General features: G+C 50.0%; 22 protein-coding genes. 8 read left to right on the top strand and 14 right to left on the bottom strand.

Features of this window, described 5'->3' with window-relative positions; all coding sequences use genetic code 11:
* Nucleotides 1–294 precede the first annotated feature (294 nt).
* The 3 genes from V1224_03220 to secA all read right to left on the bottom strand — a co-directional run bounded on the left by V1224_03220 (nt 295) and on the right by secA (nt 7,027).
* The gene (locus tag V1224_03220) at nt 295–3,123 is read right to left on the bottom strand and encodes a hypothetical protein (GenBank protein WWR16486.1); all 2,829 of its coding nucleotides are present in this window, start codon (nt 3,121–3,123) and stop codon (nt 295–297) included.
* Nucleotides 3,124–3,335: 212 nt separating this feature from the next.
* Nucleotides 3,336–4,452, bottom strand: a protein-coding gene (gene prfB, locus V1224_03215) for a peptide chain release factor 2 (GenBank protein WWR16485.1) whose coding sequence is annotated in 2 segments (ribosomal slippage) — nt 3,336–4,379 and nt 4,381–4,452 — 1,116 coding nt in all. Because the reading frame shifts where the segments join, the coding sequence is not laid out codon by codon here.
* Between the two features lie 10 nt (nt 4,453–4,462).
* Nucleotides 4,463–7,027, bottom strand: coding sequence for a preprotein translocase subunit SecA (gene secA / locus V1224_03210; GenBank protein WWR16484.1), 2,565 nt, complete (start codon nt 7,025–7,027; stop codon nt 4,463–4,465).
* Nucleotides 7,028–7,445: 418 nt separating this feature from the next.
* Here secA and V1224_03205 point away from each other — a divergent pair, with 418 nt between their 5' ends.
* The 3 genes from V1224_03205 (at nt 7,446) to V1224_03195 (ending at nt 9,911) form a co-directional block, all read left to right on the top strand.
* Nucleotides 7,446–7,913 (top strand): Rrf2 family transcriptional regulator, encoded by a 468-nt coding sequence (locus V1224_03205; GenBank protein WWR16483.1) that lies wholly within the window; start codon nt 7,446–7,448, stop codon nt 7,911–7,913.
* A 251-nt stretch (nt 7,914–8,164) separates the two neighbouring features.
* Complete coding sequence (locus V1224_03200; protein ID WWR16482.1) at nt 8,165–9,049, top strand: Sir2 silent information regulator family NAD-dependent deacetylase; 885 nt, start codon at nt 8,165–8,167, stop codon at nt 9,047–9,049.
* 19 nt (nt 9,050–9,068) lie between these two features.
* On the top strand, nt 9,069–9,911 hold the full coding sequence (locus V1224_03195; GenBank protein ID WWR16481.1) for a protein-ADP-ribose hydrolase: 843 nt from the start codon (nt 9,069–9,071) through the stop codon (nt 9,909–9,911).
* 43 nt (nt 9,912–9,954) lie between these two features.
* On the opposite strand, the gene V1224_03190 is transcribed toward V1224_03195, so the two are convergent.
* The gene (locus V1224_03190) at nt 9,955–11,643 is read right to left on the bottom strand and encodes a hypothetical protein (GenBank protein ID WWR16480.1); all 1,689 of its coding nucleotides are present in this window, start codon (nt 11,641–11,643) and stop codon (nt 9,955–9,957) included.
* Nucleotides 11,644–11,860: 217 nt separating this feature from the next.
* Here V1224_03190 and ptb point away from each other — a divergent pair, with 217 nt between their 5' ends.
* Both ptb and buk read left to right on the top strand, forming a co-directional pair.
* The gene (ptb, locus tag V1224_03185; protein ID WWR16479.1) at nt 11,861–12,781 is read left to right on the top strand and encodes a phosphate butyryltransferase; all 921 of its coding nucleotides are present in this window, start codon (nt 11,861–11,863) and stop codon (nt 12,779–12,781) included.
* A 51-nt stretch (nt 12,782–12,832) separates the two neighbouring features.
* Nucleotides 12,833–13,903: a butyrate kinase gene (gene buk, locus V1224_03180; protein ID WWR16478.1), complete on the top strand. Its 1,071-nt coding sequence runs from the start codon at nt 12,833–12,835 to the stop codon at nt 13,901–13,903.
* A gap of 187 nt (nt 13,904–14,090) precedes the next feature.
* Here buk and V1224_03175 read toward each other — a convergent pair whose 3' ends face one another.
* The 8 genes from V1224_03175 to V1224_03140 form a co-directional block, all read right to left on the bottom strand.
* Nucleotides 14,091–14,540 (bottom strand): hypothetical protein, encoded by a 450-nt coding sequence (locus V1224_03175; protein WWR16477.1) that lies wholly within the window; start codon nt 14,538–14,540, stop codon nt 14,091–14,093.
* Between the two features lie 27 nt (nt 14,541–14,567).
* Entirely contained in the window at nt 14,568–15,218 is a 651-nt protein-coding gene (locus tag V1224_03170; protein WWR16476.1) for a LuxR C-terminal-related transcriptional regulator, read from the bottom strand.
* Nucleotides 15,219–15,231: 13 nt separating this feature from the next.
* Nucleotides 15,232–15,684, bottom strand: coding sequence for a hypothetical protein (locus tag V1224_03165; GenBank protein ID WWR16475.1), 453 nt, complete (start codon nt 15,682–15,684; stop codon nt 15,232–15,234).
* Nucleotides 15,685–15,854: 170 nt separating this feature from the next.
* Nucleotides 15,855–16,652, bottom strand: coding sequence for an alpha/beta hydrolase family protein (locus tag V1224_03160; protein WWR16474.1), 798 nt, complete (start codon nt 16,650–16,652; stop codon nt 15,855–15,857).
* A 90-nt stretch (nt 16,653–16,742) separates the two neighbouring features.
* Nucleotides 16,743–16,955 carry an oxaloacetate decarboxylase gene (locus V1224_03155; protein ID WWR16473.1) on the bottom strand — a complete coding sequence of 71 codons (213 nt, stop codon included), beginning with the start codon at nt 16,953–16,955 and terminating at the stop codon, nt 16,743–16,745.
* A complete protein-coding gene (locus V1224_03150; protein ID WWR16472.1) occupies nt 16,952–17,980 on the bottom strand; it encodes an aldo/keto reductase in 1,029 nt (342 codons plus the stop codon). Before V1224_03150 ends, V1224_03155 begins: the two co-directional genes overlap by 4 nt.
* A 20-nt stretch (nt 17,981–18,000) precedes the next feature.
* Entirely contained in the window at nt 18,001–18,747 is a 747-nt protein-coding gene (locus tag V1224_03145) for an ECF transporter S component (protein WWR16471.1), read from the bottom strand.
* A gap of 41 nt (nt 18,748–18,788) precedes the next feature.
* Nucleotides 18,789–21,167, bottom strand: coding sequence for a Tex family protein (locus tag V1224_03140; GenBank protein ID WWR16470.1), 2,379 nt, complete (start codon nt 21,165–21,167; stop codon nt 18,789–18,791).
* A 205-nt stretch (nt 21,168–21,372) separates the two neighbouring features.
* Between V1224_03140 and V1224_03135 the strand changes: the two genes are divergently transcribed.
* Genes V1224_03135 through V1224_03125 form a run of 3 tightly spaced genes read left to right on the top strand, consistent with a single transcriptional unit; the run spans nt 21,373 to nt 23,074 of the window.
* Entirely contained in the window at nt 21,373–21,807 is a 435-nt protein-coding gene (locus V1224_03135; protein WWR16469.1) for a hypothetical protein, read from the top strand.
* 49 nt (nt 21,808–21,856) lie between these two features.
* The gene (locus tag V1224_03130; GenBank protein ID WWR16468.1) at nt 21,857–22,303 is read left to right on the top strand and encodes a hypothetical protein; all 447 of its coding nucleotides are present in this window, start codon (nt 21,857–21,859) and stop codon (nt 22,301–22,303) included.
* 45 nt (nt 22,304–22,348) lie between these two features.
* A complete protein-coding gene (locus V1224_03125; protein ID WWR16467.1) occupies nt 22,349–23,074 on the top strand; it encodes a DUF975 family protein in 726 nt (241 codons plus the stop codon).
* Nucleotides 23,075–23,095: 21 nt separating this feature from the next.
* Here the strand turns inward: V1224_03125 and V1224_03120 are convergent, their stop codons facing one another.
* On the bottom strand, nt 23,096–24,310 hold the full coding sequence (locus V1224_03120) for an LL-diaminopimelate aminotransferase (GenBank protein ID WWR16466.1): 1,215 nt from the start codon (nt 24,308–24,310) through the stop codon (nt 23,096–23,098).
* Nucleotides 24,311–24,353: 43 nt separating this feature from the next.
* Nucleotides 24,354–25,208, bottom strand: coding sequence for a diaminopimelate epimerase (gene dapF, locus V1224_03115; GenBank protein WWR16465.1), 855 nt, complete (start codon nt 25,206–25,208; stop codon nt 24,354–24,356).
* Nucleotides 25,209–25,212 lie beyond the last annotated feature (4 nt).

Genomic DNA, 25,212 nt, shown 5'->3' with positions numbered 1-25,212 from the left:
TACATCTCTGTATTCCGGGACGGAAATCATACTATGACCCGCGGTACCACCCGCATTGATAAGCCGACATTTCCAGCAAAATGTTTGACCGCCTTATCCTCTCTGACACTTAACGCGTGCAACGTATGCCCCTATTCACAGCCTTGCTTTCAGGACATCTGCTCCGGAGTGTTCCCTTCGTTACTTCCCACAAGCAGCGCTCTCAGTCGGTGACGCCGCATTCCTGTCGCTTTTCATAACAAGAGTCTCCTTCATCGCATTTACTTTTGTTTGATATATTAGCACAAGAATCTGCTAATTGCAAGCCAATATTTCAATTTCTTTTTCCACATTCCGAAGCTCCACGCCATGATACGTGCGGATTAACACTTTCTCTTTCCTGTACCAAAAGGCAAAAGCGCCTGTAAACCGTATTTTGTAGTCCCGCCTTTCTTCTTTTTTCATCAGACGGTTCAGGTGGATCTGCTTGTAATCTTTCTTCCGGATAATGGCACATCTGCCGATCCTGCAATATTTTCCGCTGTCGTCTCTGCGGTAGACAGTCACATGCTCAAAGAGCAGATAAAATAACAGCCATACAAGGCCGCACAAAGCAGCAACCATCCAGACAGAATACAGTACCGTCCTTCTCCAGTTAAATTCTTTTCTCTCAGGCGCCTTGTCTGTGAGCGCTTCCGGAAGCGGCTCCCCGGGACCTCTCTCCTGCGTGACAGGAAGTTTTCCTTTCTTTCGTACCGGCTTCTCTCCGGACTCCGTTTCCTCTTCTGCCTCTGTTTCCGGTTCTAAAGGCTCCGCTTCCCGCTCCATGGCTATCTCTCTTTTTTCCACACCATCCGTCAAGGGCTCAAATACATTGTAATCACTTCGATCTGTGCCTGCCGTATACTCCTGCGGCAGTATCTCCGTCACGATCGGCACTGGCTGCAAAATAACCGGCTGCAAGGCTTCCGTCTTCCCTCCGTGACTGCCGCTGTTGTCGCCGGTCTCATTGTCCTGCGGCTGTTTCTCCTCCCCCGAATCACGGGCATCATGGTAAAACTCAAAGACTGTCCTGCTGACATTGCCCAGTCTGTCCCTGACCCACACCGTACAGGCTCCTTCCCTGTCAATCCACAATTCCGGCCGGCTTTGAAAATGGATTCCATCCGTGGAATAAGCTGCTTCGTCAAGGCCGCACCCCTCCGTTCCGTCCGGCTGCAGATCCTTTGCCTCCAATACGATCTGCAGTCTGCCATCATACCACTTATCCTGCTTCTTATGGTAAGTCACCTCCGGTGGCGTGCGGTCGATATTGCCGATCCGACAGCTGACTTCTCTGACATTTCCCGCTCTGTCTCTGGCCCGGCACCGATATGTTCCGTTTTGGGATGCAGTGACAGTACGCTCCTGCGTCCAGTTCTCTTTTTCCGTAGTTTCACCCTCTGTCTGCTCCGTCTTCTCTGCGCCGTCAGTCGTCATCGTTGTCTCCTTCCATGTTGTCTGTCCGGTCTGATCTGTAAGTCCCCACCAAAAAGCCTTATCCGGCAGACCCGATCTTCCGTCCGTCTCCGTACCCTCCTGATCCTCCCCGACCACTTCCAGCACGACATCTTTATTTGTCCAGCCGCGTTCTGACGCTCTCAGCCATATATCGGGGACCAGTCTGTCTATATTGGTAATTTCACAGGATGCCCGAACAATGTCGCCGTCCGTATTACGGACCTTGCACGTATAAGTCCCGTTTTCTGCTGCCGGATAAGATGTCGCTTCGGTCCAAATATCATCCCCGCTCTCATCCGTCTCCCATGACAGATAATCGCCCGGCAGTACCGCTCCGCCGTCCGTCATCTCTGCAGAAAGTAAGATACTTCTGTTCGTCCATTCGTTTGTCGATGCTTTTATATTGAGAGACGGCAGCAGGCGGACGACCGTAATCGTAACCAGACCATTGCCTCCCTGTATCCCATAGCGTGATGCTTCTGTCTGTCCCTGCTGCCACATCACCTTATCTCTCCGGTCAGCCAGCGCCATTTTGCCTGCCCTGTCATTGCCATCCATCTTAAAATCACCGTTGCACGGATGCGCATATACATTCATATAGCCGGCAGTTCCTCCGCTCGCGGATATAACGGTCGTCCCATCACAGGTGATATAGGACGGTTCCCCGGAATTGCCGATGGCGACGCTCCAGTTGACGTCATGATTTTTGCAGAAATCTTCCGTTTCCACGAATGTTTTACTGCTTCCTCTGGGCGCTGTCATAATTGTCAGGACAGTGCCTTTTCTTAGCAGCGCCCTGCCGCTGCGCAGATTACCCTTTCCACCGCCGATGCAGTCAACGCTCCCGACCTTGTCTTTGCCTTTATTATAGGATTCGTAAGTGTCCCCACCCTCACTGCCATAACAGCAAATATCATAATAACCGTCCTGTGGCACGACAAACGTCTGTATCCCTCCGCTGTATTCATACCGGTTCTGCTGTCCGGCTCCTGGCGCAGAAGCGACGATTCCAATACTGCTTCTGGCTGCCGTCCTTGCCATAATACCAGTATTGCGGATCTCCCCAAACTCCGGCATTGTCCATGTACATTTTGTCGCTTCTGCTCCCTGCTCCGGCTCTTCCGTGTCCTGTCCCGCTTTTGTCTCCGGCTCTTCTTCTGTTTCCTGTGTCTCTTCCGGTTCTTGCTCTTCCTGTTCCTCTGCTGTCTCCGGTTTTTCCGTGTCCTGCTCCGCTTTTGCCTCCGGTTCTTCTGCTGTTTCCTGTGTCTCTTCCGGTTCTTGCTCTTCCTGTTCCTCTGCTGTCTCCGGTTTTTCCGTGCTCTGTTCCGCTTTTGCCTCCGGTTCTTCTGCTGTTTCCTGTGTCTCTTCCGGTTCCTGCTCTTCCTGTTCCTCTGCTGTCTCCGCTTTTTCCGTGCTCTGTTCCGCTTTTATCTCTGATACTTTTTCTGTCCTTGGGCCTTCCGCTCTTTCTGTCTTTTCAGTCCCCGGAGCTGTCTGGGTCTCCTGTTCCTTTGTTTCTTCCGCTTCCCGTATCTGCGCTGTCTGCTGCCGTGCATATACCGCTGAATCAGAAAAAGGGTACAGAAAAGAAACGGCCGTGACGGCTGTACACAAAATGGCTGCTATTTTGTTTTTTGATCGCATAAAATCCTCCTGTCTGAGTCTGACGCCTTGTTTTCCTTTTCCCGGGAATGATTGTGAGAAACAATAACATTAGAAAAATAGAATAATAGAAATAAATAGATAAAAGACACTGAACGAGATACCGTTCAGTGCCCTGATTATACTATAAAGAAATGTATTTGTAAATAAGAACTGTAATTTTCAGAAGCAGACGTGTTCTTCCTGATAACAGATCATTCTTTGCTGCCATTGTTGATCCACTTCAGATATGCGTTGATAAAGAGATCAATCGCACCGTCCATAACCGCGTCCACGTTGGAGCTTTCTACACTGGTACGGTGGTCTTTGACCATCGTGTAGGGCTGCATGACATAAGAGCGGATTTGATTGCCCCAGCCGATCTCCTTGACTTCCCCCCGGATACCGGAGAGCTTCTGCGCATTCTCTTCCTGTTTCAGCAGATACAGCTTTGCCTTCAACATCTGCATGGCCTTGTCTTTGTTCATGTGCTGGCTTCGTTCATTCTGACACTGCACAACAATGCCTGTCGGCAAATGCGTGATACGAATTGCCGAGGACGTCTTATTGATATGCTGTCCGCCCGCACCACTGCTTCGATACGTATCAATCCGCAGTTCGTCATCATTGATCTCAATATCGAGATTTTCCTCAATATCCGGCATTACATCGAGTGACACAAAGGAAGTCTGACGCTTTCCCTGCGCATTAAACGGAGAAATACGCACAAGGCGATGTACCCCCTTTTCGGATTTCAGATAGCCGTACGCATTGTCGCCGTTCACCTGAAACGTCACAGACTTGATCCCGGCTTCGTCCCCGTCAAGATAGTCCAATACCTGGACGTCAAAGCCTTTCTTCTCCGCCCATCTTGTGTACATACGATAGAGCATCCCTGCCCAGTCACAGCTTTCCGTGCCGCCTGCTCCCGCATTCAGCTTGAGGATCGCATTGTTTTTATCGTACTCGCCGGAGAGCAGCGTGCCGATCCTGATCTCCTCAAATCTGGCAATAAAAATATCAAGCTCCTGCCGCGTCTCCGACACAATGTCCTCGTCTTCCATCTCATAGCCCATCTCGATCAATGTCTCGATGTCCTCATATTGGGAAGACAGGCTGTCGCATGTTTCCACCAGATCTTTTAATTTTTTCAGTTCTCTCATTTTCTGGTTGGAGTAGTCCGGGTCATCCCAGAAGCCCGGCGATTCCATCTCCATTTCCAGCTCTTCGATCCGCTTTCCCTTATCTGCAAGGTTAAAGTGAATCCCTCACTTCCGCTAATGGTGTCTCATATGCCTGTAATTCTGTTTTCATCTGGTCCAGTTCTACCACTTAACGTCACCTACCTTCTGCCACAGCAATTTTTATATTTTTTACCACTCCCACACGGACATGGGTCGTTCGGGTAGACTTTTGCCTTCTCCCGTTTTACCGGTCCTTTCTGTGCGGAATCATCCTTGTTCGTGCCGGTCACTTTTGCGACCTGTTCTCTCTCTACTTTCTGTTCCACACGCACATGGAACAACAGTTTGACCGTATCTTCCCGAATACTGTCCGTCATACTGTCAAACATTTCGTAGCCGTTCATCTTATATTCCACAAGCGGATCTCTCTGCCCGTAAGCCTGCAGGCCGATTCCCTGACGAAGCTGATCCATATCGTCGATATGGTCCATCCATTTTCTGTCGATCACTTTTAGCAGCACAACCCGCTCCAACTCGCGGATCGCCTCTGTCTCCGGAAACTCTGCTTCCTTGCTCTCATACAGCTTGACCGCTTCCTCTTTCAACTGATGCTTCAGGCTGTTTTTCTGCAGCTTCTCAATACGTCCTCTGTTGATCACCTGCAGGGGGATCGTTGGCAGCAGCAGCGTGTTTAACTCCGTCAAATCCCAGTCATCGGAATCGGCGTCGTCCCCGATGCACGTATCTACCGTATTCTCCACAATGTCTGTGATCATCTTGTAGATCACATCGCGCATACTCTCACCGTCCAGTACCCGGCGGCGCTCCGCATAGATAATTTCGCGCTGCTCGTTGTTGACCTGATCGTACTCAAGCAGATTCTTACGAATCCCGAAGTTATTGCTCTCGATCTTCTTCTGCGCTGTCTCGATCGCGTTTGTCAGCATCTTATGCTCGATCTCCTGATTTTCCGGAATGCCCAGCGCATTGAACATATTGATCAGGCGTTCGGAGCCGAACAGTCTCATCAGATCATCTTCCAGCGAAATATAAAACTTTGACTCTCCCGGATCGCCCTGACGACCGGACCGTCCACGCAGCTGATTGTCAATCCGCCTCGACTCATGACGCTCCGTACCGATGATCTTCAGCCCGCCCAGCGCCTTTGCCTCTTCATCAAGTTTAATATCCGTACCACGGCCCGCCATATTGGTGGCGATTGTCACGGAGCCGTGAATCCCTGCATCGGCTACGATCTCCGCCTCCTGCTCATGAAACTTGGCGTTGAGTACTTTATGCGGAATCCCTTCTTTTTGCAACATACGGCTGAGCGTCTCAGACATCTCGATCGTGATCGTACCCACAAGTACCGGCTGCCCTTTCTCATGCGCCTCCCTTACGGCTTCCACAACCGCGTGCAGCTTTTCCTTTTTGGTTTTGTAGACCGCATCCTGGCGATCCATTCTCTGTATCGGCATGTTCGTCGGAATTTCAATTACGTCCATGCCGTATATGTCACGGAACTCTTTCTCTTCTGTGAGAGCCGTACCGGTCATACCCGATTTCTTCTCAAATTTATTAAAGAAGTTCTGGAACGTAATCGTCGCCAGCGTCTTACTCTCTCTCTTTACTTTCACATGCTCTTTGGCTTCGATGGCCTGATGCAGACCGTCGGAATAGCGCCGTCCCGGCATGATACGTCCTGTAAACTCGTCAACGATCACTACCTGATCGTCCTTCACCACATAATCCTGATCGCGGAACATCAGATTATGGGCGCGCAGCGCCAGAATGATATTATGCTGGATTTCCAGGTTGTCCGGATCCGCCAGGTTTTCGATCTGGAAGAACTTTTCGACTTTTGATACCCCTTCCGCAGTCAGGTTGACAACTTTGTCTTTCTCATTGACAATAAAATCGCCGCTCTCCTCCTGTTCGACTCCCATGATGGCATCGATCTTGGAGAGATCTTCCATATCCGCGCCCCGGGTCATCTGCCTTGCCAGAATGTCACAGGCTTCATATAATTTCGTTGACTTCCCACTCTGTCCGGAAATAATCAGCGGCGTACGGGCCTCGTCAATCAGGACAGAGTCTACTTCGTCGATAATCGCATAATGCAGATCACGCAGAACAAGCTGTTCTTTGTAGATCACCATATTATCCCGCAGATAATCAAATCCAAGCTCATTGTTCGTCACATAGGTGATGTCACAGGCATAGGCTTCTCTCCGCTCATCCGGTTTCATGGCATTGAGCACGACGCCCACTTTCAGGCCTAAAAACTCATGCACCTGCCCCATCCACTCCGCGTCACGCTTTGCCAGATAGTCATTGACTGTGACGACATGAACACCCCTTCCAAGCAGAGCATTCAAGTATGCGGGGAGCGTAGACACAAGTGTCTTTCCTTCACCGGTCTTCATCTCCGCAATACGTCCCTGATGCAAAATGATGCCTCCGATCAGCTGCACACGGAAATGTTCCATATTAAGGACACGCCGCGCCGCCTCACGCACTGTCGCATAGGCTTCCGGAAGCAGATCGTCCAAAGACGCGCCCTCGGCAAGCCGCTTCTTAAACTCCTGCGTCTTCTCCCGCAATTCCTCGTCCGAAAGTGCCTGCATCCCCGGGCGAAGCGCTTCAATCTTATCCACCAGCGGCATGATTCGTTTCAGTTCGCGCTCACTGTGGGTTCCAAATATTTTCTGAACTACATTCATATTGGTCTGGCTCCTGTTTTCCTCTGACCTTTCCTTTTTCGCTCCAAAATCCCAGCTGCGCGGCGCGCATCTGTCGCTCCTTCGTCGCTCTCTGATTTTGTCGCCAGCACGTCACGAAAACCAAATGCCGCCTCCGGTGTCGCTTGGTTTTCTTCTGACGTGCTATATTTTAACAGATTCGTCGGTATAATTCAACCTTTCGTTGTTTTCATACCAATCTGTTGAGAAGCTGTTCGCATTGTTTCACGGCACGCTCCATGCCGTATACAGGAAAATGATATGTACTTTTCCATAATTCTATCCTTTATAGGTACTTTCGCGGAAAAGTTTTCAATGTATCGATTGTAATAATTGACATTACATCAGACAGGGATTACGATATAAAAGGTGAAATAAATAAAAAAGGTGGGATCGGAACATGCAGATTTCAAGTCGTTTTACACTGGCGATTCATATTTTTGCCTGTATGGACACTTTCGGAAGCGAATATAAGGTAACCAGTGATTTCCTTGCCGGAAGTACCAACGTGAATCCGGTTATTATCCGGAAAATTCTCGGACAGCTAAAAGGCGCGGGATTGATCGCCGTGGCAAGGGGAACCGGAGGCGCTGTCGTTACAAAGCCGCTTGACAAAATTACTTTTCTTGACATCTACCACGCAGTGGAATGCGTTGAAAACGGTGAACTGTTTCATTTTCATGAAAACCCGAGCGTAAATTGCCCTGTTGGAAAAAATATCCACCACATTTTAGACGATAAGCTCCTCCGGGTTCAGAACGCTCTGGAAAAGGAGCTTGCATCGATCACTCTGGAAGATGTCAAACGGGATACCGAAAAATATCTGAGACAGAAAAATAATCAGGCAGCGACAAATACCGGGGAATGATACAACGGAATCATAATTCCCTGATTTTTTAGAAAATCAGTTGTAACTATTGACATTACATCATACGCGTGCTATTCTTTGTCTATGAGTTGTAATAGTAATCATTACATCGTCTTATGGAGGGTGGAAAACGGTAAAATTGCCGAACACTGGGTTGTGATAGAGACGATTGCAGACAAGAACAGCCGGCAGAATACAAACGGAAAGTTTTAGATCTACACAGAGCTTTATTCGAAAAGAGGCGACAGATTATGAAACATTATATTTTTCAAAATGTTCCCTGTGAGAAACAGCTGACACGGGCCGCCATATTGCTGAAAGAAGCGGAAATCGTACTGATCGGCGCGGGGGCAGGCATTTCCTCCGCCGCCGGCCTCACTTACAGTGGGAAACGGTTTACCGATCATTTCGGTGAATTCATAAGAATATACGGTTCTTCACATATGCCGGATATGTATACGGCAGGTTTTTATCCGTTTTCCACACAGGAGGCAAAATGGGGATATTGGTCGAAGCACAGTATGGTAAACCGCTTTCTTCCGCCTGCCATGCCTTTATACAGGCAGCTTTATCAACTTGTAAAGGAAAAAGATTATTTTGTTCTGACCACAAATGTCGACCATCAGTTTGAAAAAGCAGGATTTCAGGCAAACCGTATCTTTGCCACTCAGGGAGATTATGGAAACATCCAGTGTGAAAAGGGATGTCATCCAAGGGTCTACGACGCAGAGGATTTGTTTCGCCGGATGGATCAGGCAAGACACGACTGTCTGATCCCTTCCGCAATGGTACCAAAATGCCCTGTCTGTGGCGGCAATATGACGATGCACCTGCGCTGTGACCAATATTTTGTGGAAGACGAAAACTGGCGGAAAGCAGCCGGACGTTATTACGATTTTCTGAAAATAACAGAGAGAGAAAAAGGAGTGTTACTGGAGCTTGGCGTCGGATTCAATACTCCGTCAATCATCCGTTTCCCGTTTGAAAACATGGTTCGGGAAAATAAAAATCTGTTCTTAATACGGCTGAATCTGCATGAAGCTGCCATTCCCGAAGACATAGAGCACAGAGCGATCGGTATCGGCGGTGATATGGCACAGGCGATCTTTGATCTGAACAACCAAAATCGTATTTGAGGAAAGGCAGGTATCCAAAATGAACGCAGCAGAGACAACAGAGCTTTTTCTGGAGAAATTAAAGGCGGATTCGGCGGAATACGCAAATCTTGAAACCGGAGGATACAGCATCGAAGAAAAGAAAAATATAATTCGTTCCCTGATGAACCTCCGTATGCCGGGAGAACTGTCCGATGAGATAAAGAATCTGCAGGATGAATATCTGCAAGAAGAGCGAAAGAAAAAAGGAGTCGTAACTCTGTCGGAAATTCCAACCATAAAAGAACAGTTTGACAGCAGATCTCCTTATGCGGAAAAAATATCGCTATGGCAGGGTGATATAACAAGACTGAACGTCGGCGCGATTGTGAATGCCGCCAATTCACAGTTATTGGGCTGCTTTGTACCCTGTCACGGTTGTATTGACAATGCCATCCACAGCGCGGCCGGAATGCTGCTTCGCGAAGAATGTAACCGCATCATGAAACACAGACGGCTGAAATATGGCAGAGACTATGAAGAACCCACAGGTACGGCTACTCTGACCGCCGGTTACAATCTCCCCTGCAGCCATGTAATCCATACGGTGGGGCCGATTGTATCCGGACCATTACGCAGCGCACTTTGTCAGGATTTGCAAAACTGTTATGAAAACGTCCTGAACTGCTGTCTGGAACATCAGATCAGGTCCGTCGCTTTCTGCTGTATTTCTACCGGGGAATTTCATTTCCCAAACAGGAAAGCGGCAGAAATTGCATGGAAGACGGTAACCGCTTTCCTGGATAAGCATGGCGGTTGTATGGAACGGATCATTTTTAATGTCTGGAAAGACGACGATCGGAAGATCTACGAAAAATTGCTGAAATGCGGATCCGGTCACTGACAGGCAGCCATGAGAGCGGAAAGCCAGGGAAGGTTTCCCACTCTCACGGCTTTCGAATCTCCACGAACTGAAAGCTGTGCCCGCCGTCCGCGGACTGATAAAAGGCAAGTCCGGCGGCATCTCCGCCCGCATAATCACCGTCCGCTCCCTGTCCGCATAACAGACAAAGCACACCATCTTCCTCATAAGGCATCTGTGGATAGTCATAGGGCGCATACACATCACCGCTTTCCAATGTAACCATATATGCTTCCACTTCCACAGCCTGATAGCTGCCGCCGCCGTCTTCCGTCACATACAGGTCCGCTTCGTCTCCGCCGTTGTGCATCAGTGTGGCAAAGCCGAACTCCTCGTCCAGAAATATGAAGTCAATGCCCATTCCCATCTGCTGATCAAACGGATCCGGATTGGACATCTTCCATGTTTTCCCACCGTCCGTACTTTTTAAAAGACCATAAAAACGGCTTCCCAGAGCTGCGTCTTCCACGACCATCCGGTAACGGATCATGCCGTCGCCCACGAGACATTCTTTCTCGTAACTGCCATCATAAAAGTCCATGAAATCATATGAGGCGTCTTCACCGGCATTATCCGTCCCATCCCATACATCGGAACTGCCCGCCCCTTCTTCCGTCAGTTCCCGCAGCCCCTCAACCTGCATAAGATGGCCGGAAAAGACATCCTCTAACTTTTCCCTCATCCGCCCGCACCGGGTTTCCCACGGATCACCGCCAATATAGTCCTCCAGAGGAAACAGTTGTAAATAAAAGACATCACCGTCCTTTTCCATGCCCATCTTTGAGACCAGATAAGATGAGACCGGCTGAGAATCCCAGGGAAACTGCCCCGCCTCTTTTACATACTGCAGCCAGTCCGTCAGATCGGCGGCGCAGGCTGCAATATCCTCCTGCGAACCGTCGCAGGCGATACAAAGCCGGCCGGACACTGCAATGTCATCGCCCGACCTGCTTCTTTCCGCCGCCTCAGCAAACGTCATTCGTTCCTTTCCGTTTCCGCATATCATGGCGCTGCGGTCCCGGTTGTCCCAGAAATGCGCCGCCTCAGCGCACAGTACCTGAAAGAAATAATCGCTTTCCACATGATAGGAATTCGACACACGGAATGAAATAAATGCTCCCGGCTCCAGCACATCCGGCGCCCGGAACAGGTACAGGCCATTTTCCTGTCTCTTTACAAGCTCAGCCTCTCTATGATAGCGCTCCTGTACTTTCTCTGTCATCTGCATCTCATTCCATCCCGGAAATGGTCTGCGGAAAATCCCCGCTACCGGCAAATAATACTCCTTATGACTCTCCGACAAAAAGTCAGACCATGTTCCCTCAATGTAGCCGTCCGGCAATGTCTTTTCCATAACCATCTCTCTCGAAAAGACATAAAACATCCCCCGAAACAAGGCGGCCCCCAAAATGACCAGACAAAATATTCCTACAATGATCCGGTCAGACCAGACTGCAATCCCTGAGAGAATCCTCTTGTTTTCATCTGCTTTTGCCCGGTCCCGGATCCCATTCATAAGCAGAGAATTCCCGGCAAATAAAATAATATAAGGCATCGCCAGCCACAAATACAATCCTTTCCCCATCTGTGCAAATGTGCGCAGCTCCAGTCCGGCTATCCGGGCGCAGCCTTCCACCACCATCAGAGCCAGCCCGGCTCCAGACGCCGCTATCATCATAGAAACCGATAACCTCTTTTTCCTGTTCTCCATCATACTCCTTCTTTTCTGTCTTCTCAGTCTTTTATCCTGACAACCATTTTAACACAATCCCAGAAAAAACACAGCTGCCCTCCCGTTCGTTTGTCATGTATCCTGCCCGTCGCGTCTTGACCTTTCCTATTATAAGTGTTATCATTTTAACGGACATTTCTTCCTGATTTTCAGATCTGTTGGGGGAACAAAAAACTATAATTTATAAGAGGTGTGACAAATGAGCAAAACGTTTGAGGAATTGGTATCCAAAGTATCGAAATTTGAAATGAAAAAAGTGTCCGTTGCCGTTGCTCAGGATTCTGCCGTTCTGGAGGCAGTCAGAGCCGCAAAAGACCGCAAGATCGCTGACGCAATACTGGTGGGCGACAAAGACAAGATTGAAGCCGTTGCCAAAGAGATCGACATCAATATCTCCGATTTTGAGATCATTGACGTAAAAGATGATATTGAGGCATCTCTGGCTGCTGTCAAACTTGTACACGACGGCACAGCGGACATGTATATGAAAGGTCTGCTCAACACAAAAGATTTCTTAAAGAGCGTGCTGAACAAAGAAGTCGGCCTGCGTACAGGCAGTCCGCTCTCTCACGTATGCGTATTCGACGTAAAAGGCATTGATCATCTGTTATTCCTGACAGACGTTGCCTTCATTCCCTATCCGACTCTGGAAGACAAGGTGAGCATCATTAACAATACCCTGGAAATTACAAAAGCCTGCGGAATCGAAAATCCCAAAGTGGCTCCGCTTGCCGCTGTGGAAGTCGTAAATCCGAAAATGCCGGCTACCGTTGAGGCTGATGAGCTGACAAAGATGTGCCAGGAGGGCAAGATCACCGGCTGTATCGTGGACGGGCCCCTTTCCTTCGATCTTGCAATCGATGCGGAAGCTGCAAAGCACAAGGGCGCAACAGGCCGTGCAATCCAGGGAGACGCCGACATTCTCTTATTCCCCGATATTCATGCAGGCAATCTTGTATACAAAGCAATGGTACATACGGCAGACGTGATCAACGGTAATATGCTCACAGGTACAAAAGCGCCTGTCATCCTCACTTCCCGTTCTGATACGTTTGAAGTCAAAGTGAATTCTCTGGCTCTGGGCGCCGTTGTCGCAGAATATATGAAAAATAACCGGTAAGTAGTTACTATCACCCATATACGCGCAGTCGCGCAGAAACGAGGTAAAATTATGTCTGTTAAGAGTTTGATCATCAATCCAGGTTCCACTTCCACTAAAATCGGCGTGTTCGAAGACGAAACTCTGTTGTTTGAAGAGACACTGCGCCACTCTACGGAGGAGATCTCCAAATATGCTTCTATCGTAGACCAGAAAGATTTCCGCAAGGAGATTATCGTCAATCTTCTGAAAGAGAAAAATTTTGACATCCAGTCTTTAAATGTCGTTGTCGGCAGAGGCGGTATGTTAAAACCGATCTCCGGCGGTACCTACCCCGTTACCGATGGACTGTTGGCCGATCTGAAGGTCGGCGTACAGGGACAGCACGCTTCCAATCTGGGCGGCATCCTTGCGCGTGAGATCGCAGATTCGATCGGTGTTCCTTCCTATATCGTTGATCCGGTTGTTGTCGATGAATTGATGCCGGAAGCGAGATATTCCGGTGTGCCGGAGCTTCCGAGAGTCAGCATTTTCCATGCCCTCAATCAGAAGGCAGTGGCGAAACGCTACGCAAAGGAGACCGGAAAGGCTTACGACTCCCTGAATCTGATCGTTGTCCATATGGGCGGCGGCGTTTCCGTTGGCGCTCACAAAGCCGGCAAAGTGATCGACGTCTTTAACGCTCTCGACGGTGACGGCGCATTCTCCCCGGAAAGAGCAGGCGGTGTACCATCCGGCGCACTGATCAAAATGTGCTATTCCGGCAAATACACGGAAGCACAGGCATACAAGATGGTAGTTGGCAACGGCGGTTTCAACGCATATCTCGGCACCAATGATATGCGCGATGTCGACAAGATGGCTGACGAAGAAGGCAATGCCGATGCTAAAATGATCCGCGACGCGTTCGTGCTTCAGGTTGCAAAGGATATGGGCTCCATGGCCTGTGTTCTCGAAGGAAAGATCGACCAGATCATCATCACCGGCGGTATCGCTTATGACAAATACGTAGTAGACGCGCTGAAAGCAAAGGCCGGCTGGATCGCACCTGTGACCGTATATCCCGGCGAAGATGAATTGCTCGCTCTCGCACAGGGCGGTCTTCGCGTGTTAAACGGTGAAGAAGAAGCGATGAATTACTAGACGGCGGACGGTTGACCGGAAATCATTCCTGTGATCTATGATCCGCAGGATTTGACGATTGCTCATAATAAAAGACATATCGCACGCATCATGCGATATGTCTTTTGTTTTGTACTGTTTCATATTACCCTCAGTGGACAAGGGCGCCTATGTAAAATAAATGTAATGCTCTGGCCCGTATAAAGTTTCAATGCCCTCTCAGATCAAACAAATCAAACGCACCCAAAATGGTATCATTGCTTCCCCATGTATACACGATAAAATAGTGGTCTCCTTCAATCCCGGTATTGAGTGATACTGTTCCATGTTCCACAAACCCAATATCGTTATCTGTCTGTCTTTCGACGACACATTCCTCTTCATTTTGTGCGTACTGCGCATAGTATGCCTGCAACTCTTCCAGTGATAAATCGCTTCTAATCAGGATTCCCCCAAGATACTGCATCCCGTTTCCATTTCCCACCAGTTTTCCGGCTCTTGCAAACGACTCCACATATTGTGTATCAGTCGGCAGCGTTATCTTTTTTACGCGTTCGGCTGTCTGATCGGCAACCCGGTCATTGACAACAGGAACAGACAACAGAAACAAAAACAGCACGAGCGCCATGACTCCCAACACAATCGCTGATTTTTTCATTTTATATCCTTTTCCCTCCGGCTCCGATCATCCCATTTCTGCGTTCCTGTTTTCCACAATCCACTGTCGCAGTTCCTCCCGCTTTCTGATGCCTGTCTTCTCGAAGATATTTGAGACATGCTTCTTGACCGTCGTCTCCGAGATCACCAGTTTTTCCGCGATCTCTCCGTTCGAATCTCCTTCGCAGATCAGCAGTGCAATCTCGGCCTCCCGTTTCGTCAATCCGCCTGCCATGCAATCCTCAAATGCGATGGTCTCCTGTTTCGATCGCTTCCCTGCCACGTCTTCCTGCTCTGTGGCAGGCGGCGCTTCTTTCTCTTTTCCCGCTTCCTCCTGTTCCAGAGTAAACTTTGCGCAGAATGCATACAACATCGGCCGGAAACAAAGCGCCGCGTCGGAGAGCAGCTCCGCACTGCCCTTTTCGTCCGATAATCTGACAAACAGCAGCAGAAATGTCTGAATCAGTCCGGCTTCCACCGCTTTTTTACCAAATATATCTGCCAGCTCTCCCTTTTTTATGCCTCTGTGGCAAAACGGAAGTGTCAGTAAAATCGCGCCGGTCAAAAGCATAAAGATCTCTTTCCCGTCAACCAGCTTTTTCACATCAAACTCCATCACAAAGGCAAGCAGCAACAGATACAGAAGCAAATACAAAAATACCTGCCACCGTCTCTTCATATTACGGCTCTCCCTAACTCTGCGGCAAATCATAGAGCTTCAGACGCAGCCCGGATTCCAGCGGCAGCAGGATCAATACGAAAGCAAGCGCATAGAGCATCGTCAGCACACACACTGCCATTGCAGGCCCCAGGCTCGCCGGGTCATTGAGTCCTCCAAGAATCAGGACAAACGAAAAGCAGACGGTAAAGCCACCTGCTGCCAGCATGACCTTTCTCGCCAGCGCGACCGCCTCAATCGCCCGTTTTACTTCCCGCACAGACGCCTCCGCTCCCTTTTTGGCGATCAGACGAAACGCATTGTTAAAGTCCTTCAGCAGCCCCGTGCTGAGCAGCATTGTCGCCGCAAAGACTAACAGAATCAACAGACTGGGCGCATCAATAAACCATGTCACATTGCCGCCAAGGCCAAAGCCAAGCATGAACCAACTCACGAGAACTACCGCCAATACCGAAATAAAATACATACACATACCCCTTTCTCTACACTCCACTGTCTCACCGACTTCTTTATCGACAACGACAGTTTATCAGTCCTGCGGCAAAACCGCCATACTTCCCCGGTAGTATTTTGGGTAGTATCTTTTTATTTTATGAAAGTCCGGTGTGAAAAGCCATGTTCTTTTTACCATCCAGCTCAATCTTTGGGAAGCCAGTCTTCAATAATCCGGCAGACATATTTGTCCCAAAAGCTCCACTCATGGGCGCCGGGCGCCTCTTCATATGTGAGCGGAACTCCTGCCGCAGTCAGCTTGTCACGAAATGTCCGGTTGACAGGCAGCAAATCGTCCTCCGTACCACATGACATAAATACCTGTGGGTAGACAGCTTTGCCGGCATCCACCTTTTCTTTTAACTGGCTCAGAGCTACTTCCGGATTCTTATCCGTGCGGACCGCCTCATCCCAGTCACCCATACAGGCGTCCTCACCGCACAGTGTCCGGCGACGCGGGTCCCGTGGCGAAGCCTCGAAAATATGCAGCGCGCTCGAAAACCCCGCCACATAACTGAATGTATCCGCATACTTCAGACCGTTTCGCAGCGCGCCATAACCGCCCATCGACAATCCGGCGATAAATGTGTCCTCTCTCTTACGGGAAAGCGGAAACATCCTGCGCATCACCTCTACCAGCTCTTCCCCGATAAAGCTGCCATAGTCGTTATTGCGCACAGGCTGATCCACATAAAAACTGTTATCGCCATTTGGCATCACTACGGCCAGATCATGCTCCTCCGCATAGAGCTGAATACTGCTGTTGCTGACCCAGTCCATGTAATTTCCGTAAAGACCATGCAAAAGATACAGGGTTCTGTACTTTTTGTCACGGTCATGGAGATAATGAATGTGATCATTTTTATCGGCCGGCAGAATTACCTGAACCGGTACCGTACGTTTCAAAACATTTGACTGAAAATTCACTTGTATCAGTGCCATTTTTTCCTCCCCTCAGTGCTGCCCGCACTGTATGATGATTCCCATGCCTGATCAGAGCTCAGAGACAGTAACTTTCTGTCTGACACGACTCTACTTTCTGTGTCTCCTGCGTCGGATCAGAAATAATACGAGCAAAAGGACAACGATGACTGTCACGGCTGCAACAGTCACGATCAGCGATCTGTCCGGCACCTTTCCGGCCAGAAAGATCGATGTGGGGCCGTCCGCCCCGCCGATTACCGTGACAGAAGTCGCGGCCTTGCCTCCACGAAACGAAAAGAGTAATTTCCCGAGCTTTCTCATCTTACGCTGACCTCCCCTGCCAGTACCCGTTTGTAATCCTCATAATTTTTTTTTAGCAGCGCCGGTGTATCAAGCCCGTATGGACATTGATTTTTGCACTGATTGCAGTGCAGGCAGTTTTCGATCTTCTTCATTTTTGCCTGCACTTCCTCCGTGAGCTGAAGCTCCGATGGAGAGCGGCGCAGCAGCAGAGACATCCTCGCGCAGTTATTGATCTCGATTCCCGCCGGACAGGGCATACAATAACCACAGCCCCGGCAAAAGTCTTCTTTCAGTTCCTGCCGGTCCTTTCCTATGACAGACTGCATCTCTTCCGTCATCTTCGGCGGCTGGTCAATATAAGAGATAAATTCCTCCAGCTCCTGTTCTCTCTGGACGCCCCAGATCGGCAATACATTGTCATACTGCGCCATAAATGCGTAGGCGGCGGCAGAATTGTTAATCAGCCCGCCGGACAGCGCCTTCATGGCAATAAAGCCGATTTCCTGTTCTTTGCACAGTCTCACGAGCCGCAATTCCTGCTCTCCGCTCAGATAACAGAATGGAAACTGCAATGTCTCGTAAAGGCCGGAGGCAATCGCTTCCTCCGCGACCGAGAGACGATGGTTGGTAATTCCGATATGCCGGATCATTCCTTTCTCTCTGGCTTCCAGCATTGCCTCATACAGGCCGCTGCCATCTCCTGGTTTCGGGCAGAAGGACGGATTGTGGAACTGATAAATATCGACATATTCCGTCCGCAGATTATGTAATGACGTGTGCAGATCTTTCCAGAAAGCCTCCGCGTCCTGCGCCGCTGTTTTAGTCGCGATATAGACCTTTTCCCGCATACCGGCGAAAGCCTCTCCCAGTTTCTCTTCACTGTCCGTATAAAATCTGGCCGTGTCAAAGAAATGAATGCCTGCCTCATAAGCCCTGCGTGCCAGCTTTACCGCCTCCGCCGCCGGAATCCTCTGGATCGGAAGCGCACCAAAACCATTTTTGTTTACCGTAATGCCAGTAATGCCAAGTGTTACTGTTTCCATCCTTTTCCCTCCCTGATCTCTTATTTTTGCCGATGTTTCGTTCCTTCTTTGATTATGGGACTGATCTTTTTATAGATCAGTATCGTGATCAGCGACACGAGACCGCCTTTCAGCAGATTGAGCGGCGCCACTGCCAGCACGACAAGTGTCGCGATACTGTCGATCGCCGGATTGATCTCCGCCCCCATAGCGATGATCGCATCGAGCGGCATTCCGAACAACTGCGCAAACTTTGGCAGCAGATAGACCGCGTTAAATGCCGTACCAAATACCGTCATGCAAAACGTACCCGCAGCCGCGCCGATGACCGCATTTTTTCTTGTCTTACGAAACAGATAGATGCCCGAGGCCGGCAGTAAAAAGCTACAGCCGATCACAAAATTAGCCAGCTCCCCGACAAATGCCGTGGAGGTAGGCTTAAAAAACACTTTTAACACAATCTTGCAAAACTCGATCAGCACACCAGCCACCGGCCCGAACGCATAAGCGCCGATCAGCACCGGAAGCTCGCTCAGGTCGAGTCCGTAAAAGGGCGGCGCAAAGGGCACCGGCACCTCAAACAGCATCAGCACAACGGCGATCGCCGCAAACATTCCGCAGACGGCTACCTTCCTCGTACTTAAAATGCGCTCCGCACCGTTTTCTCTCTTCCTGGCCGCCTTTTCCATCCCATAGGCCGCAAGAACCAATATCACGACAATGCCGATAAACTGTGCCACAAATACGGCATTGTCCGTAACTGTCTGTAACAGATGATTTTCTTCCATCAATCAAAACGCTCCTTTACCCGGCGAACTTTCATTTGTCATCAGCCGCGTCCGATCTTCATCGTCAGAGAGATCCGCTTTTTCGCGGCGTCGACCGACAATACCTGCACTTCCACAACGTCACCCACACTGACTGCCTCGAGCGGATGACGGATAAACTTATCTGTGATCTGCGAGATATGTACAAGCCCGTCCTGATGGACGCCAATATCCACAAATGCACCAAAGTCTATGACATTGCGGACCGTTCCTTTCAGTACCATTCCCGGTTTCAGATCTTTCATATCAAGCACATCACTTCGAAGGATCGGTGCCGGCATATTATCCCTCGGGTCTCTGGCAGGCTTTTCCAGCTCTTTCAGAATATCTGTCAGCGTCAGCTCACCGATGCCAATCTCCTCCGCCAGCTTCTTTTTATCCCCGGCGCGCCGTTCCAGATTGCCGATAAGTCTCTCTGCTGCCTGTCCCTTCTCTGCGGTCCGCTCTCTGTCTGTCGTCTGCCCCTTCTCCGCACTCCGGCCGCCCTGCTCCAGCGTCATCCCGTTCATTGCCGCCGCCAGCGCCTTGCCCATAGCCGTATTCGTATTGCGGATGACAATCTTATTCTGCTTCTGTCTGGGTTTGGCCGCAGACTCTTTCCTAGCTTTCGTGCTCTTAGATGCCGCCGCAGCTTTCTGTGCCGCCCGCACATCCTCTATCGTCAGTCCCAGCTTCTGCATCAGTTTTTCCGCCGCTTCATATGACTCCGGATGAACACTTGTAGCGTCGAGCGGATGATCGCCATCCGTTATTCGCATAAATCCCGCGCACTGCTCAAAGGCTTTCGGTCCCAGCTTCGCCACCTTCAAAAGCTGCTTTCTGTTCGTAAACCTGCCGTTGTTTTCCCGGTAGTCGACAATGTTTTTGGCGATTGTTTTCGTGATCCCGGAAATATAAGAGAGCAGCGGCGCCGACGCCGTATTGAGGTCTACGCCGACCCGGTTGACACAATTTTCCACCACGCCGTTCAGCGCCTCGCCCAGTTTTTTCTGATTCATATCGTGCTGATACTGTCCGACGCCAATCGACTTGGGGTCGATCTTTACCAGCTCTGCAAGCGGGTCCTGCAGACGCCGCGCGATGGATGCCGCACTCCGCTGTCCCACGTCAAACTCGGGAAATTCCTCTGTGGCCAGCTTGCTCGCGGAATACACAGAAGCCCCGGCCTCGCTAACGATCACATACTGTACCGGTCGTTCCAGTTCTTTGAGCAGTTCGACGATCACCTGTTCCGACTCCCGGGAGGCCGTTCCGTTCCCGACAGAAATCAGATCGACTTCATATTTGTCAATCAGTTTTTTCAGCTCTCTCTTTGACTGCTCGACTTTATTTTGCGGCGCCGTCGGATAGATCACCTTCGTGTCAAGCACTTTCCCTGTTCTGTCTACGACCGCCAGTTTACAGCCGGTGCGAAACGCCGGGTCCCAGCCCATAACCGTCTTTCCCGCAATCGGCGGCTGCAAAAGAAGCTGCTCCAGATTCTTGCCAAAAACCGAGATCGCCCCGTCCTCCGCGCGCTCTGTCAGCTCGCTGCGAATATCCCGCTCAATAGCGGGTGCGATCAGACGATCATAACTGTCCGTAATCGTCTCCTTCAATATCGGCGTTGTCACCGGATTATCATTCAAAACGATCTTTTTCTCCAGGAAACGAAGAATCCGCTCTGTCGGCGCTTCTATTTTCACCGTCAGGAACTTCTCACTCTCTCCCCGGTTCAGCGCCAGAATCCTGTGTCCTGCGGCCTTGCTCACCGCCTCGGAGTAATTGTAATACATCTCATAGACACTCTGCGCCTTCTCGTCCTTTGCCGTACTTGTGAGAACGCCTTCCGCAAAAGTCGCCTCCCGGATATAAGCGCGGTAATCCGCCTCGTCGGATATACTCTCCGCGATGATGTCCTTCGCGCCCTGCAGCGCTTCCTGCGCCGTCTTCACACCCTTCTCTTCGTCTACATACTGCGCTGCCGCTTCCAGGGCGGGCTGCGTCATCTCCTGTGCAAGAATCAGCTGGGCCAGAGGTTCCAGCCCCTTCTCCTTTGCCACGCTCGCCCTTGTCTTGCGCTTCGGCCGATACGGACGGTAGAGATCTTCCACCGCCACCAATGTCTCCGCAGCGCCTATCTTCGCCCGCAGTTCATCCGTCAGCTTTCCCTGCTCCTCAATACTGCTGAGCGCCTGCGCCTTTTTCTCTTCCAGATTGCGCAAGTAACCAAGCCGTTCGTTCAGATCACGCAGCGTCTCGTCATTCAGCGCTCCTGTGGCTTCCTTCCGGTATCTGGAAATAAACGGTATCGTATTGCCCTCGTCGATGAGAGCGACTGCCGCCTCCACCTGCCACTTTTCCACCTTTAATTCTTCTGTCAGTTTTACAATAATATCCATCCCAAACTATCCTATGTCCTTTTCTTTCATTCGCCCTCCGGGCGCTATCTATTGTAGCATAATCGGCGCGATTTCACAACAAGGCAGAACCTGGGAAAGATTTTGCTGAGGAATGGGTTTGTAATCTGGCAAAAAAAGTGTTACTATTACATTATATATATAAACCTGTATTTTCAGGGCCTTGCAGACAATGAAGGAGTATTCCATGGACTTTCAAAACAACTCACCAAACCAGATGCCATACAATATGCCGGGCGGACCTGGTATGCAGAATCAGATGCCATATCCGATGCCTCCCGTCAGGCAGCAGGAAAACATCATGGCAAATGCGGCGATGATCACCGGTCTTGTCGGTGCCGCCTCCATTATCTTTCTGCCTTTTTATCTGCCCTGCATTTTTGGAGGTATCAGCATTGTGCTGGCTCTTCTCTCCAAGGGCAGTCAGAGCAGACTCTCGCCGCACGCGAAGATCGGCTTTATCGTCACTCTGTGCAGCTTTACCCTCAATGCCATTCTTTTTGTATTCGCCATGTACCTTCTGATGGCGGTGCCGGAATATCAGCAGCAGTTCAATCAGCTCTATGAACAGATGTATGGGGAATCTTTCGATGACATGATGGAAGACACATTCTGGGATTAGAAGATTTTATTTTATATCATATCATTATTATATAAGGGAGGAAATCGATATGATGATCAATACGGGATACAGCAGAAACAGTTATGATCTTTCAGGAGCGGCAGGCGACAGTGTCAAATCGCCCGGACGCAAATCCTCTCCTGAGGACTGTCAGACATGTAAAAACCGCAAATATCAGGACGGTTCCGACGAGATGGTCTCTTTCAAGTCGGCGGCCCATGTTTCGCCGCAGGCTTCCGCTTCACGGGTGAGAGCGCATGAGCAGGAACATGTCAGCAACGCATACAAAAAGGCGGCAAAGAGCGGCGGAAAAGTCGTGGCAGCCAATGTATCGATTCAGACTGCTGTCTGTCCGGAGTGTGGACGCACTTATGTTGCAGGCGGTGAGACAAGAACGCAGATCAAATATGTTAACGAATCAAATCCTTACCAAAAAAGCAAAAAATCAGCAGATTCTTCTATCTATGCGGGTATGAACTTTGATAAAGCCGTATAACATATCGAGAGAAGAACCGCATTATAGAATGGAGACTATTTTTTTATGAATACCAGTTTAACATCTGCTCAGTTGAAATCCATTTCCAGAGGACAGCTTCTTGGGAAATATGGAAATGCGATCTCAGTGGAAGTGCTGGCTGCCTCAATCACGGGAGTGGCCCTTGTGCTTTGCCTGTGGATCTCGGACCCTTCCACATTGGCAGGACTTGTCATTACCTGGCTGATTGCCCTGCTGATCAGCATTCTGGCCGGAATCTTCCAGGTTGGTCTGACCCGTTTTTATTTAAACCTGGTTTGTAGTCGTCCTTACCGGACGAACGATATTTTCTGTGGTTTTTCTTCCCATGCCGACAGAGCCATCGCCGTGAGGTTTCTGTTGCTGCTCATGCAGCTTTTGTGCATGACCCCGTTTTATATATGCAGGTATTTCTATCTGAACCAAAGCAAGACTGCCGTCATGTTTCTCGTCTGTTGCCTCACGGCAGTGGCCGGTATGGCTGTGCGGATTTTCTTTTCCCTGCGCTTTGCACAGGTATATTACGTGATGCTGGACTTCCCAAACTATACGGTACGGCAGATTTTCTCTACAAGCTGCAAGATTATGAAAGGGCATAAGGGCCGTCTCTTTTATATTTGCGTCACCCTCATCCCCTATTATCTCTCGAGCTTTCTTTCCTGCGGAATTGCCTTTCTCTGGGTCATTCCTTTCATGCGGACATTGCTCACAAATTTCTATCTCGACATTATGCACAGAGAGTACACCGTGTAAGACGGGTACTCTCTGTTTTCATTACAGCTTTTTTATTCTGTCGATTGCTTCCACCGTATTCTCATAGCTTCCAAATGCCGTGAGGCGGAAATACGTCTCCCCGCTCGGTCCGAAACCACTGCCCGGCGTTCCCACCACATTCGCTTTTTCCAGCAGATGGTCAAAAAATTCCCAGCTTGTCATGCCATTCGGGGCTTTCAGCCAGATATAAGGCGCATTGACGCCGCCATATACTGTGTAGCCGGCATCTTTCAGTCCTTCCAGAATGTATCTGGCATTGTTCATATAATAAGCGACCTGTTTCTTCAACTGCGCTTTTCCCTCGGGAGAATAGACTGCTTCCCCTGCGCGCTGCACAATATAAGGCGCACCGTTGTATTTGGTCCCATGCCGTCTCGCCCAGAGTCCGTGCAGCGCCACATCTCCGATTTTCAGATCTTTCGGCACTACCGTATAGCCAAGCCGCACCCCGGTAAAGCCCGCATTTTTAGAGAAGGAATGCAGTTCGATCGCACAAGTCCTCGCTCCCTCGCACTCATAAATGCTGTGGGGAACATTTTCCTCGGAAATATATGCTTCATAAGCAGCATCATAAATGATGACTGCCCCCACCTGATTGGCATAATCGACCCAGTCCTGAAGCTGGTCTTTCGTGACCGTACAGCCAGTAGGATTGTTCGGGAAGCACAGATAGATGAGATCCGGTTTCTCGCTGGGAATCTCCGGCACGAATCCGTTTCCGGCAACACATGGCATATAGATCACATCGCTCCATGTCTCCGTCGCCGCATCATAACTGCCTGTCCTGCCTGCCATCACATTCGTATCAACGTAGACCGGATAGACCGGATCACAGACTGCGATCTTGTTGTCCACACTGAAGATTTCCTGGATATTGCCGGAATCACATTTCGCCCCGTCCGATACAAAGATCTCATCCTCGGCGATGTCGCAGCCCCGTGCCCTGTAATCATTCCCGGCGATCGCACTGCGCAGGAACTCATAACCCAGATCCGGTGCATAGCCTTTAAACGTAGCGGCATCCGCCATCTCATCCACCGCGCTGTGAAGGGCGGAAATGATTGCCGGCGCCAGCGGCTGCGTCACATCGCCGATGCCAAGGCGGATGATCTTTGTCTCCGGATTGGCGGCCGCAAAGGCATTGACCTTTTTGCCAATCGTCGAGAACAGATAGCTTCCCGGCAGCTTCAAATAGTTGTCATTTACTTTCACCATACTCGTATCTCTCCTTATGTTGATTATTGTTATTCGCAGAATTTCAATCGGTCAGCAGAGCCATGTCAATCTCGCCTTCATATACCGTCTCCGCCGGCCCTGTCATATAGATCGTGTCCTCTCTCTCGTCCCATTCGATCGACAGGCTGCCGCCGAGTACATGTACGGTCACATTCCGGTCCGTAAAACCATTCAACACACAGGCAGCCGCCACGGCACAGCAGCCCGTCCCACAGGCCAGCGTTTCCCCCGTGCCTCTCTCCCACACACGCATCTCCACATTTTGCCTGTCGATAACATGCACAAATTCCGTATTGATCCGCTTCGGAAAGCGTGGATGATTTTCAAATTGCGGCCCAATCGTTTCGATCTGCATCTGTTTGATGTCTTCCATAAACACGACTGCATGGGGATTCCCCATAGATACGCAGGTCATCCGGTATGTCTCCCCCTGTACGGTGATCTCCTCATCGATCACCTGCCCGCCGGAAGCAATGACAGGAATCTTCTCCGCTTTCAGCTCCGGCCGTCCCATATCAACTCTGGCTGTCACAGCCTTTCCCTCTCTTGTCGTCAGGCTGATCTTCTTGCACATGCCGGCGCTGACGATAGTAAATTCTTTGTTGTCTGTCAGTCCTTTATCATATACATACTTGGCCACACAGCGAATGCCGTTGCCGCACATCTCTGCCCTGCTGCCATCCGCATTGTACATCTCCATCTCAAAATCTGCTTCGGAAGACGGATTGATAAAGATCACGCCGTCCCCGCCAGCGCCAAAATGCCGGTCACTCAGAAAGCGGACGGCTGCCGGCCTTTTATCCTCGGGTATCCGCTCCCTGTTTCCATCAATATAAATATAATCATTCCCACAGCCGTGCATTTTTGTAAATTTCATCCGG

The organism is Lachnospiraceae bacterium JLR.KK008 (assembly GCA_037015955.1).
In the GTDB taxonomy this organism is placed as follows: domain Bacteria; phylum Bacillota; class Clostridia; order Lachnospirales; family Lachnospiraceae; genus VSOB01.
This window is presented reverse-complemented; position numbering and strand designations above follow the sequence as displayed.

What these genes read in the sequence shown, in the direction of transcription:
- V1224_03120 (WWR16466.1), bottom strand. Translation starts at nt 24,310, where the DNA reads ATGGTGAAAGTAAATGACAACTATTTGAAGCTGCCGGGAAGCTATCTG.
- V1224_03155 (WWR16473.1), bottom strand. Translation starts at nt 16,955, where the DNA reads ATGAGAAAGCTCGGGAAATTACTCTTTTCGTTTCGTGGAGGCAAGGCC.
- V1224_03125 (WWR16467.1), top strand. Translation starts at nt 22,349, where the DNA reads ATGAATACCAGTTTAACATCTGCTCAGTTGAAATCCATTTCCAGAGGA.
- V1224_03150 (WWR16472.1), bottom strand. Translation starts at nt 17,980, where the DNA reads ATGGAAACAGTAACACTTGGCATTACTGGCATTACGGTAAACAAAAAT.
- dapF (WWR16465.1), bottom strand. Translation starts at nt 25,208, where the DNA reads ATGAAATTTACAAAAATGCACGGCTGTGGGAATGATTATATTTATATT.
- V1224_03200 (WWR16482.1), top strand. Translation starts at nt 8,165, where the DNA reads ATGAAACATTATATTTTTCAAAATGTTCCCTGTGAGAAACAGCTGACA.
- V1224_03135 (WWR16469.1), top strand. Translation starts at nt 21,373, where the DNA reads ATGGACTTTCAAAACAACTCACCAAACCAGATGCCATACAATATGCCG.
- V1224_03190 (WWR16480.1), bottom strand. Translation starts at nt 11,643, where the DNA reads ATGATGGAGAACAGGAAAAAGAGGTTATCGGTTTCTATGATGATAGCG.
- V1224_03170 (WWR16476.1), bottom strand. Translation starts at nt 15,218, where the DNA reads ATGAAGAGACGGTGGCAGGTATTTTTGTATTTGCTTCTGTATCTGTTG.
- ptb (WWR16479.1), top strand. Translation starts at nt 11,861, where the DNA reads ATGAGCAAAACGTTTGAGGAATTGGTATCCAAAGTATCGAAATTTGAA.
- buk (WWR16478.1), top strand. Translation starts at nt 12,833, where the DNA reads ATGTCTGTTAAGAGTTTGATCATCAATCCAGGTTCCACTTCCACTAAA.
- V1224_03195 (WWR16481.1), top strand. Translation starts at nt 9,069, where the DNA reads ATGAACGCAGCAGAGACAACAGAGCTTTTTCTGGAGAAATTAAAGGCG.
- V1224_03140 (WWR16470.1), bottom strand. Translation starts at nt 21,167, where the DNA reads ATGGATATTATTGTAAAACTGACAGAAGAATTAAAGGTGGAAAAGTGG.
- secA (WWR16484.1), bottom strand. Translation starts at nt 7,027, where the DNA reads ATGAATGTAGTTCAGAAAATATTTGGAACCCACAGTGAGCGCGAACTG.
- V1224_03205 (WWR16483.1), top strand. Translation starts at nt 7,446, where the DNA reads ATGCAGATTTCAAGTCGTTTTACACTGGCGATTCATATTTTTGCCTGT.
- V1224_03175 (WWR16477.1), bottom strand. Translation starts at nt 14,540, where the DNA reads ATGAAAAAATCAGCGATTGTGTTGGGAGTCATGGCGCTCGTGCTGTTT.
- V1224_03130 (WWR16468.1), top strand. Translation starts at nt 21,857, where the DNA reads ATGATGATCAATACGGGATACAGCAGAAACAGTTATGATCTTTCAGGA.
- V1224_03220 (WWR16486.1), bottom strand. Translation starts at nt 3,123, where the DNA reads ATGCGATCAAAAAACAAAATAGCAGCCATTTTGTGTACAGCCGTCACG.
- V1224_03165 (WWR16475.1), bottom strand. Translation starts at nt 15,684, where the DNA reads ATGTATTTTATTTCGGTATTGGCGGTAGTTCTCGTGAGTTGGTTCATG.
- V1224_03160 (WWR16474.1), bottom strand. Translation starts at nt 16,652, where the DNA reads ATGGCACTGATACAAGTGAATTTTCAGTCAAATGTTTTGAAACGTACG.
- V1224_03145 (WWR16471.1), bottom strand. Translation starts at nt 18,747, where the DNA reads ATGGAAGAAAATCATCTGTTACAGACAGTTACGGACAATGCCGTATTT.